The 12,843-nt window shown below is 33.1% G+C and carries 10 protein-coding genes; 5 read left to right on the top strand and 5 right to left on the bottom strand.

All coding sequences use genetic code 11. The features are described from left to right. Window positions 1-120 precede the first annotated feature (120 nt). The 3 genes from lpxB to surE all read right to left on the bottom strand — a co-directional run bounded on the left by lpxB (window position 121) and on the right by surE (window position 2,423). Complete coding sequence (lpxB, locus tag AC1DVP_RS07360; RefSeq protein WP_477182851.1) at window positions 121-1,233, bottom strand: lipid-A-disaccharide synthase; 1,113 nt, start codon at window positions 1,231-1,233, stop codon at window positions 121-123. Between the two features lie 126 nt (window positions 1,234-1,359). Then, window positions 1,360-1,632: a hypothetical protein gene (locus tag AC1DVP_RS07355; RefSeq protein ID WP_477182850.1), complete on the bottom strand. Its 273-nt coding sequence runs from the start codon at window positions 1,630-1,632 to the stop codon at window positions 1,360-1,362. 11 nt (window positions 1,633-1,643) lie between these two features. After that, complete coding sequence (gene surE / locus AC1DVP_RS07350; protein ID WP_477182849.1) at window positions 1,644-2,423, bottom strand: 5'/3'-nucleotidase SurE; 780 nt, start codon at window positions 2,421-2,423, stop codon at window positions 1,644-1,646. Window positions 2,424-2,634: 211 nt separating this feature from the next. On the opposite strand from surE, the gene AC1DVP_RS07345 reads away from it, so the two are divergent. Beyond that, entirely contained in the window at window positions 2,635-4,809 is a 2,175-nt protein-coding gene (locus AC1DVP_RS07345; protein WP_477182848.1) for a carboxy terminal-processing peptidase, read from the top strand. 118 nt (window positions 4,810-4,927) lie between these two features. Continuing rightward, complete coding sequence (locus tag AC1DVP_RS07340; protein WP_477182905.1) at window positions 4,928-7,105, top strand: carboxy terminal-processing peptidase; 2,178 nt, start codon at window positions 4,928-4,930, stop codon at window positions 7,103-7,105. Window positions 7,106-7,290: 185 nt separating this feature from the next. On the opposite strand, the gene AC1DVP_RS07335 is transcribed toward AC1DVP_RS07340, so the two are convergent. After that, entirely contained in the window at window positions 7,291-7,608 is a 318-nt protein-coding gene (locus AC1DVP_RS07335) for a hypothetical protein (protein ID WP_477182847.1), read from the bottom strand. 215 nt (window positions 7,609-7,823) lie between these two features. On the opposite strand from AC1DVP_RS07335, the gene ubiE reads away from it, so the two are divergent. Then, window positions 7,824-8,555 carry a bifunctional demethylmenaquinone methyltransferase/2-methoxy-6-polyprenyl-1,4-benzoquinol methylase UbiE gene (gene ubiE / locus AC1DVP_RS07330; protein WP_477182846.1) on the top strand — a complete coding sequence of 244 codons (732 nt, stop codon included), beginning with the start codon at window positions 7,824-7,826 and terminating at the stop codon, window positions 8,553-8,555. A 21-nt stretch (window positions 8,556-8,576) separates the two neighbouring features. Next, complete coding sequence (gene porT, locus AC1DVP_RS07325; RefSeq protein ID WP_477182845.1) at window positions 8,577-9,287, top strand: type IX secretion/gliding motility protein PorT/SprT; 711 nt, start codon at window positions 8,577-8,579, stop codon at window positions 9,285-9,287. Window positions 9,288-9,406: 119 nt separating this feature from the next. On the opposite strand, the gene AC1DVP_RS07320 is transcribed toward porT, so the two are convergent. Further along, window positions 9,407-10,138 carry a TrmH family RNA methyltransferase gene (locus AC1DVP_RS07320; RefSeq protein WP_477182844.1) on the bottom strand — a complete coding sequence of 244 codons (732 nt, stop codon included), beginning with the start codon at window positions 10,136-10,138 and terminating at the stop codon, window positions 9,407-9,409. A gap of 46 nt (window positions 10,139-10,184) precedes the next feature. Between AC1DVP_RS07320 and tamL the strand changes: the two genes are divergently transcribed. Further along, complete coding sequence (gene tamL, locus AC1DVP_RS07315) at window positions 10,185-12,806, top strand: translocation and assembly module lipoprotein TamL (protein ID WP_477182843.1); 2,622 nt, start codon at window positions 10,185-10,187, stop codon at window positions 12,804-12,806. Window positions 12,807-12,843: the final 37 nt, after the last annotated feature.

The raw sequence follows: 12,843 nt of genomic DNA, 5'->3' as shown, positions 1-12,843 counted from the left end.
AATATTTTTGTGCCAAAATGAATATCTAAAACAGTTTATTGATATTTTAAAGGTCTTTTCTTCATGGTAGTACGCCCACACGAGCTTTTTAGTAAACTGGCGAAGCAAATTATTTTAAAATTACTTTATAGCATCAACAATTAAATAGGCTGTTTTTTTGCTGGCGCCTATTCCGCCTAGTTTTTCCTCGAGTAAATTGTAGTTTTCGAGCAGTGTTTTACGATAATTAGGATCTAAGATTTTGGTTAACTCTTCTCGGATGCGCTTGGTGGAGCAATCGTCCTGAATTAATTCGGTTACCACTTCTCTGTCCATAATTAGGTTAACGAGTGAAATGTATTTGAGGGTGATGATGCGTTTTGCGATTTGGTAGGAAGCCCAGCTGCCTTTGTAGCAAACGACTTCGGGAACTTTGAAGAGAGCGGTTTCAAGTGTTGCCGTTCCTGAGGTTACCAAGGCAGCGGTGGCGTTGCGCAATAAAGCATAGGTTTTGTTTGAGATGAATTTTATGTTTTCGCCAGAAATAAATTGCTGGTAAAATGATAATTCCTGACTTGGTGCTCCAGCAATCACAAATTGATAATCAGGGAAATCGCTGACAACGCTTAGCATTACCGACAGCATTTTGCTGATTTCCTGTTTTCGGCTTCCGGGTAAAATAGCGATAATCGGTTTGTCGGATAAATGATTTTCGGCTCTAAAAGTGTTGGTGTCAATACCCGATTGATTGTGAATGGCATCAATTAATGGATGGCCGACAAATTCAACTGGGAATTTATGTTTGACTTCGTAGAAATCTTTTTCAAAAGGTAAAATCACGTACATTTTGTCAATGTCGTGTTTGATGGCTTTGATTCGGTTTTCTTTCCAAGCCCAGATTTGCGGGGAAATGTAATAGTGATTTTTATATCCAGTTTGTTTGGCCCATTTAGCAATCCGCATATTAAAACCGGGATAATCGATATAAATAATTACGTCAGGATTGAATTGCGTAATGTCATTTTTGCAGATAGTGATATTATTTAAAATAGTCTTCAGATTAAAAATTACTTCGACAAAACCCATGAAAGCCAGCTCACGATAATGTTTTACCAAAGTCCCGCCTACATTTTGCATCAAATCGCCACCCCAAAAACGGATGTCGACATTTGGGTCTTCTTCATAGAGCGCTTTCATCAAATTGGAACCGTGTAAATCTCCAGAAGCTTCTCCTGCAATAATATAGTATTTCATTTTTGTGAATTTTTGGATGAACAATGATAATATTTAGATATTAAGATTCTAGATTAAGATTCTGAGACTCTAAGATTTTTAGTAGAAATTAAAAAAACTTGGAATCTCAGTAATTTAGCGTCACCTTTAAAGAAACAAGGTAACAATGGTAAGCATAATAACTGCCAATACAACGCCTCTTGCCATAAGTTCTTTATTCATTTTTAATAAAATTCCAAAGACGATTAAATCGAGTATGGCGCCAAGAGTGACAATTTTTCCGAGATGGCCTTCGTTTTTCATCATTTGGATGCCTGTTGAAAAATCGGTATGCATTACAATGGTTATATAAAGAAACATTCCCAGGAAACAAGCAATGATTCCAATTATAAATCCGATAAGTAAATCTATTTTATTCATATTTCTTTTATTTATTTAATCCAGTCTCTTTTGGTTAAATTTTGTATGGCATGATGCGCAGTAAGGTCAAATTGTACGGGTACTATGGAGATAAAACCGTTTCGTAACGCCCATTCATCAGTGTCTTCCCCTTTGTCCTGATTAACGAATTCTCCAGTAAGCCAGTAATAATCTTTGCCTTGAGGGGTTTTACGTTTATCGAATTTTTCCGTCCAAATCGCATTCGCCTGACGGCAAATTTTAATTCCCTTGATTTCTTTTTCTTTTAATTTAGGAAAATTTACATTCAAGATGACGCCTTCTGGCAGTTTATTATTTAAGACTTCCAGAGTTATGGTCTTGATGTGGGACTTGATTTGTGTAAAGTCGGCATTCCAATCGTAGTCTAATAAGGAGAATCCAATTGCTTGTATGCCTTCGATTCCTGCTTCTACGGCGGCACTCATGGTTCCGGAATAAATAACATTTATGGATGAATTGGATCCATGGTTAATGCCTGATACGCAAAGATCAGGCTTTTTTTTCAGAATTTCGTGCACGGCTATTTTTACGCAGTCTACAGGAGTTCCAGAACAGCTGTATTCTGTTATAGCGTCAGTATCTTTTGAAATTTTATTGAGATATAGCGTGTCGTTTATGGTAATGGCGTGACCCATTGCGCTTTGGGGTTTGTCGGGTGCGACAACAATAACATCTCCTATTGATGCCATAACTTCTATTAAAGTTCGGATTCCTGGAGCGGAAACTCCGTCGTCATTCGTAATTAGTATTAAAGGCCTTTCATTTTTCATTGAGGGAAGTTAAAAAGAATAATTTTTTGATAAAAATTGTATTTGAAAACAAATGTACTAACACAAAATCTTATATTGCGAACAAATAAAATATATTTTTTCTGCTTAGTTTTTTTAATGTCAGAAAATCTATTTTATATCTTTAACAAAAAATTATGCAGCGAAATTGGGAGGTGGCATGGTTTTTAATGTAACTTAGTTTAAAAAATTGATGAATTCTATTGTAAGCTTTATGAAAAGAAATTATAAAATACTCATAGCAGTAGTGTGTTTATCGGTCACCTTATTTGCATTTAATATTAATTCAAGAAAAGCGATTGATCCGGAAAGAGACAAAATATTGTTGGAGTTATTGACGTTTGTAATTGAGAAAGGACATTATAATCCGGCAGTTATCGATGACGATTTTTCAAAAGGTGTCTATAAGGATTATATAGCAGCTTTGGATCCGTCTAAGCGTTTTTTCCTACAGTCGGATATTAATGAGTTTTCCAAATTCGAATTGGAACTGGATGATCAATTAACGAATAAAGATTTGACTTTCTTTAATCTTACTTATGATCGTTTAATGCTTCGTATGGATGAAAGTAAAAAGATTTTTAAAGATATCTTAAGCAAGCCTTTTGATTATAGCATTGATGAGGATTTTAATGTGGATTATGATAAAGCTCCATATGCTAAAAACAGTACGGAATTAAAGGAAAAATGGAGAAAACAAATTAAGTTGTCTACTCTTTCATCTTTTACGGACAAGAAAAAATTAGAAGAGGATAAGAAATTGAAAGATCCAAAATATGTAATAAAAACAGATGCGGCTCTTGAAACGGAAACGAGAGAGAGTTCTTTGAATTCATTGAATGATTCTTTTGGATTTATGAGTGAATTAAAAAGAGACGACTGGTTTACATTGTATATCAACTCAATTATGGCTCGTTTTGATCCGCATACCACTTATTTTGCTCCAGAAGAAAAGGAAAGATTTGACGTGAGTATGAGCGGAAAATTGGAAGGAATTGGTGCCAGACTGCAAAAAAAGAATGACTATACCGAAATTTCAGAATTAATATCAGGCGGGCCAGCTTGGAGAGGAAAACAGTTAGAAGCTGGAGATTTAGTGATGAAAGTTGCACAAGGTAACGGTGTGCCAGTTGATGTAGTTGGAATGCGTTTGGATGATGTAGTTAAAAAAATTAAAGGGCCAAAAGGTTCTGAAGTTCGTTTAACTGTTAAAAAAGTAGATGGGACTATTCAAGTTATTTCTATAATAAGAGATATTGTAGAGATTGAAGAAACTTATGCTAAATCAAGTGTGGTTGAAAAGAATGGTAACAAATATGGTGTGATTTATTTGCCTAAATTTTATATCGATTTTGAAAATAAAGATGGCAGAGATGCTGGGAAAGATATTGCACTTGAGGTAGACAGATTGAAAAAAGCGGGTGTGAACGGCATTGTTTTGGATGTGCGTGATGATGGTGGAGGATCTTTGTCTACTGTTGTTGATATTGCTGGACTATTTATTGAGCAGGGTCCAATCGTTCAAATAAAGTCAGCGGGAAAGAAAAAAGAAATTTTATATGATACTGATAAAAAAATTGAATGGGATGGTCCATTGGTAATAATGGTCAATGAATTTTCAGCTTCTGCTTCGGAGATTTTGGCAGCAGCTATTCAGGATTACAAAAGAGGAATCATTATTGGAAGTAAGCAAACCTATGGTAAAGGAACTGTTCAAAATGTAATTGATTTGAATCAATTTGTACGCAATAGTTCAGCTGGTGATTTAGGGGCATTAAAAACAACCACTCAAAAATTTTATAGAATAAATGGAGGTTCTACTCAGCTTGAAGGGGTAAGCAGTGATGTGGTTATGCCAGACCGTTATGCTTATTTAAAAATGGGAGAACGTGATGAAGAAAATGCAATGAAGTGGGATAAAATTGATCCAGCTCCTTATAACGTTTGGAATAAAAATTCAAAGTTTGATCAGGCAATTGCTAATAGCAAACAAAGAATTGAAAAAAATGTACAATTTCAATTGATTGAAGAGAATGCAAAATGGATTGACAGCAGAAGCAATGAGAATAATTACAGCTTGAATATCGATAAGTTTAAAGTTGCTCAAAATCAAATAGAAGAAGCGGCCAAAAAGTTTAAACCTATTGTTGATTATAAAAATAATTTAAAATTCAATTCATTGCCATATGAATTAGAAGGGTTTAGCAAAGATCCGGTCCTAAAAGAAAAAAGAGACAGATGGCATGAAAGTTTGTCTAAAGATATTTATGTTGAAGAGGCCTTAAACGTACTTGATGATTTGCAAACCAAATCAATTGTAAAAAGTACTATTCCTGGAGATAAAAAAGGGAAGTTAGTTAAATCGTAAATTTTGCATCTGATGAGTATAAAGAAACGCTCCAATTTTTGGAGCGTTTCTTATAGGGAATTGATTGTAAATTAATCTAAATATAGTGAATATCTTCCGTGTGGATCGCTTAGGGAGAATAAAAACAATATACCTGTATATGAAAAAAAAATATAAAATACTCGTTGCACTAATTTGTCTTTCGGTTACTTTATTTGCGTTTACAGTTAATTCAAAAAAATCGAATGATCCAGAGAAAGACAAATTGCTATTGGAATTATTGATGTTTGTAATAAAGAAAGAACACTATAATCCTGTAGCCATTAATGATGATTTTTCTAAAGGGGTTTATAAAGAGTATATAGAAGCTTTGGATCCTTCCAAGCGATTTTTTCTGCAGTCGGATATCAATGAGTTTTCTAAATTCGAATTGGAACTGGATGATCAATTAACGAATAAAGACTTGACCTTTTTTAATCTTACTTACGACCGTTTGATGCTTCGTATGGAGGAAGGGAATAAAATATTCAAAGAAATATTAAGCAGTCCTTTTGATTATAAAATTAATGAGAATTTTAATGTGGATTATGACAAAGTTCCCTACGCTAAAAATAATATTGAGCTGAAAGATAAATGGAGGAAACAAATTAAGCTGTCTGTGCTTTCATCTTTTATAGACAAGAAAAAAACTGAAGAGGACAAAAAACGGAAAGATCCAGCTTATGTTGTAAAATCGGACGCTATGTTGGAAAAGGAAACAAGAGAAAATTCAATAAAGGCACTGAATGATTCTTTTGGGTTTATGAATGAATTAAAAAGAGAAGATTGGTTTACATTATTTGTCAATTCTATGATGTCTCAATTCGATCCTCACACTTCTTATTTTGCTCCTGAAGAAAAAGAAAAATTTGATGTAAGCATAAGCGGTAAATTCGAAGGTATTGGCGCTCAGCTGCAAAAGAAAAATGATTACATCGAAGTCTCAGAGCTTATTTCTGGAGGACCGGCGTGGAGAGGAAAACAATTGGAAAAAGGGGATTTAATTATTAAAGTAGCCCAATCCAATGGTGCGGCAGTTGATATAGCAGGTCTGCGTTTGGCAGATGTTATCAAAAAAATAAAAGGGCCAAAAGGTTCTGAAGTTCGTCTTACTGTAAAAAAGACTGATGGCACAATACAGATTATTTCAATTATCAGAGACATTGTTGAGATTGAAGAAACATATGTAAAATCGAGTGTTGTAGAGAAAAACGGACTGAAATACGGGGTTATTTATTTGCCTAAATTTTATATTGATTTTGAGAACAAAGATGGAAAAGGAAGAGATGCGGCTAAAGATATTGCTAAAGAAATTGACCGTTTAAAAGAAACTGGTATAAAAGGTATTGTTTTAGATGTTCGCGATGATGGAGGTGGTTCTTTGGGGGCAGTTGTAAATATTGCAGGGTTGTTTATAGAAGAAGGACCTATTGTTCAGGTTAAATCTGCTGTTAAAAAAGAAATTCTGTATGATACTGATAAGAAAATAAAATGGGATGGGCCATTAGTAATTATGGTAAATGAATTTTCGGCTTCTGCTTCGGAGATTTTGGCAGCCGCTATTCAGGATTATAAGCGGGGAATCATCATTGGCAGTAAGCAAACGTATGGAAAAGGAACGGTTCAGAGAGTAATTGACTTGAACCCATATGTTAGGAGTAGTTCATTTGGAGATTTTGGAGCCTTAAAAACAACCATTCAAAAATTTTATAGAATTAATGGAGGTTCTACTCAGCTTGAAGGAGTAAGCAGCGATGTGGTTATGCCAGACCGTTATGCTTATTTAAAAATGGGGGAGCGTGATGATGTTCATGCATTGCCATGGGATAAAATTGATCCGGCTTCTTATGCTCTTTGGAATAATACTTCAAAATTTGATCAGGCAATTGCTAATAGTAAACAAAGAATTGAGAAAAATGTCCAATTCCAATTAATTCAAGAAAATGCAAAATGGATTGACAGCAGGAGCAATGAGAATACTTACAGTTTGAATATAGATAAATTTAAGGCAGCTCAAAATCAAATAGAAGAAACTGCCAAAAAGTTTAAATCTATCGCTGATTATAAAAATAATTTAAAATTCAATTCATTGCCATATGAATTAGAAGGGTTTATCAATGACCCAGTTCTAAAAGAAAAAAGAGACAGATGGCATGAAAGTTTGTCTAAAGATATTTATGTTGAAGAAGCTTTGAATGTATTGGATGATCTGCAGCCAAAATCAATTGTAAAAACTAGTATTCCAATAGATAAAAAAGGAAAGTTGGTTAAAAGATAAGTTATGATTTTGCCTTGCGATAAAATGCAAGATTATTGGGCTAAAAATATTTAAAAAACACCTGCAAATGACTTTTGCAGGTGTTTTTTTATAGCTCTTTATCATCTGTAACCTCTTGGATATTTTCAAAAAAAAAAGCATCCTATTGCTAGGAATGCTTTTTTTAAAATGATTAGCGGAATGACCTATTCTTGCACTACGATTTGATAACATAATATACAAATCACAAATATCAATATTATCCCCGATGTGAGGACAATATAATTTGATAATTTTTGAGAGTACAACTCAAAAAAGCCTTTAGTACCAAATACCACAAAGGTACTAAAGGCGAAGAAAATTAAAATTTCCAAAAACAAATTTAATCCTAAGAACGTATTTTGCGCTTTTAAAATAATACTGCCACTGGTGACAGTACCTTCAAAAAACAGTACAAGAACAAATGAGATAAATAGCGCAAGAAGCATCCATTTGGTTTGGGCCATTAATTCCCGTCTAATCATTTCAAAAATATTTAAATTTTAAAGTACAAACATCAGTAATAAAAACAGTATTCACAATACCCACTTTTAGTGATATTTCAATTATTTTTCATTTAAAAAAAATAAAGATGATTCTTGAATTATGTAGTGCAATGATTATAGAATAAAATTTTGCATAGCAAAAAAAACACATTTATAGTTTATACAGTTTGTTTATATTTGTAGAAATTAAAAAAATGCCAAAAGAAATCACACCTTATAAAGATTCTTCTCTCAGTAAAAAAGAACAGGTTGCCAAAATGTTTGATACTATTTCCGGTAACTATGATAACCTAAATCGAGTTATTTCGTTTGGAATCGATGTTAAATGGAGAAAAAAAGTTTTGAAATTGGTTGCCGAAACTAATCCTGAAACGATATTAGACATTGCTACAGGAACTGGTGATCTTGCTATTTTGATGGCACAAACCAAAGCAAAAAAAATTATTGGGCTTGATATCTCGGCAGGAATGCTCGAAATTGGCACTAAAAAAATTCAAGAAAAAAATCTGTCGCATACTATTGAAATGGTATTAGCAGACTCAGAAAATATGCCTTTTGAAGACAATTATTTTGATGCTATAACAGTAGCGTTTGGCGTTAGAAATTTTGAACATCTTGAAACTGGACTTTCAGAGATTCTCAGAGTATTAAAGCCAGGCGGAATATTTGTTATTCTGGAAACCTCTGTGCCTGATAAAACACCTTATAAACAAGGTTATAATTTTTACAGTAAAAATATTTTACCGTTGATTGGAAAAGTTTTCTCCAAAGATAATGTAGCCTATGGGTATTTGTCAGAATCTGCAGCAGCTTTTCCTTATGGTGAAGCTTTAAACAATATTTTAAGAAAAACTGGGTTTATAATGGTGAACGCTATGCCTCAAACATTTGGCGTTGCAACTATTTACTCTGCTTCCAAAAAATAATACTGAAATATGCAGCATAATATGAAAAAAATAATTGTATTAATTTTACTAAGTATTGCTGTAGAAGGATCTTCTCAAAGTAAAGGGATTTTCAGTAAGGATCCGATAATTAACTTAGAGAACTGGCAAAAGAAAAGACTTTATTTTGGTTTTTTCTTAGGGTTCAATTCTTATGATTTCAAAATTGACTATAAAACAGTGGATCCCGATATACAAGTAGATAAATCAGGCGGATTTAATGTGGGATTGGTGACTAACTTTAGGCTTCAGGAATATTTAGACTTAAGGTTTGAGCCAGGTCTTTATTATTCGGACAGAACTTTACATTATCCTCCAAATTCCGCTTTTAACTCTTCGAGTGACGCCATAAGAGAGGTAAACAGTACTTATGTTAATTTTCCAATATTGCTAAAATTTTCATCCCTTAGGACTGGAAATATACGTCCTTATTTATTAGGAGGCGTGTCTGCAAATTTAAATTTATCCAGCAATGCAAAATCTTTAGATGATAATCTCGAAGAACGGTTTAGAATGAAAACATGGACTACCAATTATGAATTGGGAATTGGAATTGATATCTTTTCAGAGTATTTTATATTCTCGCCTTCTCTTAGAGGACAATTTGGAATTTCTGATGAACTAATTCGGGACAAAGATCCAAACAGCCCTTGGACTGGTAACATAGAATCTATGAAATCAAGAGCAATTTTAATTAATTTCACCTTTCATTAGAACCAATTATTAATTTTTAGAGTAATAGTAAAAGCGATTGTGAGAGCAATTGAGCGATCAGTACTAAAGATAAATATTAGGCATTTTTGCAGTTATTTACAATTGCTAATGAACTAAGATTATAAACCCTGTCTTCTGAATTCGCTTAAAATAATAGCTGTTGCGGTGGCTACATTCAGACTTTCGGTAATTTGAAGCTCTCCAAAACGAGGAATGGTGATTCTTTTTGTAATTAATTTTTCGATGCTTTCAGAAATTCCATTTGCTTCATTTCCCATAACAATAATGCCTTCCTGCGGTAAAGCTGTTTTATAAATGCTGTCACTGTCCATGAAAGTACCAAAAACGGGTAATTCAGTTTTTTTCAGAAAAGTATCTAAATCAGTATAATTAACATTTACTCTGCTAATGGAGCCCATAGTAGCCTGGACAACTTTTGGATTGTAAATATCGACAGTTTCTTTTGAGCAGATCAGTTGCCGAATTCCAAACCAATCACACAGTCTAAGAATAGTTCCCATATTGCCTGGATCTCTGACAGAATCTAGAGCAAGTACCAATCCAGATTCAATGATTTTGCTTTCCAAAGGAATTTTGAATACAGCCAAACAAGTATTTGGTGTAGTCAGGGCACTTATTTTATTCAATTCATTTTCTGTAATAAGCGTTATTTTATGGGAAGCAATCTCCTTAAAATCTTCTTTGGTTGTGTAAAGATGTTCCAGTTCAAAATTTGATTTTACTAATTCTTGAATTACTTTTACACCCTCAGCAAAAAACAATTGATTAGCAAAACGGTATTTTTTTTGCTGCAGACTAGATATAAGTTTTATTTGGTTTTTACTAAGCATAAAAGATGTATTTTTGAATTTAATATTCCATAACACGAATTCCCAAATGAATAAATGTTTTTTTTTCTTAAAAATAAAAAATAGTTTTGCCAAAATTTTAAGGCAAACTGTACTTTTTAGGGAGAAAAAGAATGTTGCAAAAATAACAGTATTTATTCTAATTAGTATTCTTTTCTATGCCTGTAATTCAGAAAAAAGAGTTCCTGCCAGAAAACAGCTCCTTGTTAAAAACGAAATTTTTGAGAATGATAAATTACTCAAAAACCAAACGATTTACGATCAGTTGTATCAGCAGCCCAACAGCAGCATATTGGGATATCGAATGCTGTTGAATATCTACAATTTGGCTAATCCTAATCCTGATTCTACTTTCAATCTGAAATATTTAAATAATAAAAAAAAATACGATAGAGAAGTTAAATGGCTTTCCGCAAAACAGATAGAAGGACTTCGTAAATCATTTTGGTATCTTGGGATTCATAACTTTTTGAAAGAAACTGGAGAAGCACCAGTAATAGCCGATACTTTAAAAGCAATAAAATCACTAGCACGGCTTAAAAGTTATTATTTTAATAATGGCTATTTTGATATTAAAACATCATACAAAATAGATTCTTTAGCTCCTAAAAAAGCTCAAATTAAGTACTTTTTAGCTACAGGAAATCCTTATTTTATCGATTCTGTAAAGATCAAAATAAAGACTCCAGCTTTAGATTCGCTATATCAAGGCATAAAATCAGTATTGATTCCCGGAAATCAATATAAAACAGAAGATTTTGAAAACGAAAAAAATCATATCAGTACTTATTTTAGAAACCATGGAGCATTTCGTTTTCAGCCCAATTATGTCAATTTTGACATAGATACTATCAATAAGAAAAACAAGGCGACAATAATTTTAAATGTTGAAAATTATTCTTATCAGGAAAACGACTCCACAAAAACGGAGCCTTTTAAAATATATAAAATCAGCGATATTAAAATTTACACCGACTACTCGGCTTCAAATCACAACCAGCCTGTTAGAGATAGTGTGGCTTACAATAATATGACTTTATATGGTTTTCAAAAAATAAAATATACGCCGCACGCAATAACCGATGCCATATTTATTACCAAAGGAGATGTCTTTAGCGATATCAAAACTGTTTTGTCTACTAGGTACTTGAATAATCTGAAAACATTTAATTATCCGACCATACAATATGAAGTTGATAAAAAAGACATAACGGCTCAATCTTTGGTGGCCAAAATTTATTTAACCCCTCGAAAAAAATACAGCTTTGGCTACACTTTAGATGCGACCCATTCTAATATAGAAGATTTCGGGGTTACTGGAAGTATTACAGAAACAGTGCGGAATGTATTTAATGGAGCCGAAACATTAGAACTTTCGGCTAGAGGAAATATTGGAGCATCAAACGATATTGCTAATTCGAATGCCGGTTTTTTTAATGTGTCCGAATATGGTGTGGATGCAAAATTAAATTTCCCTCGAGTATTATTTCCTTTCAAAACAGAAAAAATAATTCCGAAAAGCATGATTCCTTCTACAGTGTTTAGTCTGGGGCTTTCTAAACAAACCAATATTGGATTAGACAAGGAAAACTTTACGGGATCTTTTTCATACAACTGGACACCAAAGAGAAACACAACCAGCCGATTGGATCTTTTAAATTTTCAGTTTGTCCGAAATCTGAATCCTAGCAATTATTTCCATGTTTATACTAGTTCTTATGATGCTTTAAATAATATTGCTAAAACTTATAATTTAGAATCATCTAATGTTGAAAATGGAAATTTGATTATAGAGAGCGGAACAACAGGTTTCACAAATGAAGTTTTAACGGGCAAAACAGCATTAACTCCAAATGATGTTGAGTTTCAAAATGTAAATAGTATTGAACAGCAAAGAATAAGGCTCACCGATAATGATTTTATTCTGGCTACTAATTTTAATTTTACGAAAACAAGCAGAAAAGATCTGCAGGACAATGATTTTTATACTTTCAGAACAAAATTAGAATCAGCAGGTACTATATTATCCGCGATATCCGCGATAGGAAATATTCCTAAAAATAAAGATGGAAATTATGAGATTTTTAATTTAGAATATTCTGAATATATAAAAACAGAATTTGATTTCATTAAGCATTGGAGTATTGGCAAGTCTGGCATATTTGCCATGCGAAGCTTTTTTGGAATCGCTATACCATACGGGAACTCAAATACTATTCCGTTTTCAAAAAGCTACTTTGCAGGAGGGTCTAATGATAACAGAGCATGGCAGTCTTACAATCTTGGGCCAGGAAGCAGTTCTTTTTCCAATGATTTTAATGAAGCTAATATGAAAATAGCCATTAGTGGCGAATATCGTTTCCCAATTGCTGGCAAATGGGGAGGAGCATTTTTTGCGGATGCAGGGAATATTTGGAACGTACTTGATGCCGTTACTTATGAATCAGCAAAATTTAACAGCATAAAAGATTTAAGCGAAATCGCTATAGGAACAGGATTTGGTGTTCGATATGACGTAAGTTTCTTTGTTGTAAGGCTCGATTTAGGATTCAAAACCTATAATCCAGCCAAGGAAATAGGGGAAAGATGGTTTACGCAATATAATTTTGCAAATTCTGTGTTTAATTTTGGTATCAATTACCCTTTTTAAGTGCTAATTAATTCTTATTTTTGCAAATTATAATCTA

It is taken from the genome of Flavobacterium sp. P3_A6 (genome assembly GCF_056403035.1).
This window is presented reverse-complemented; position numbering and strand designations above follow the sequence as displayed.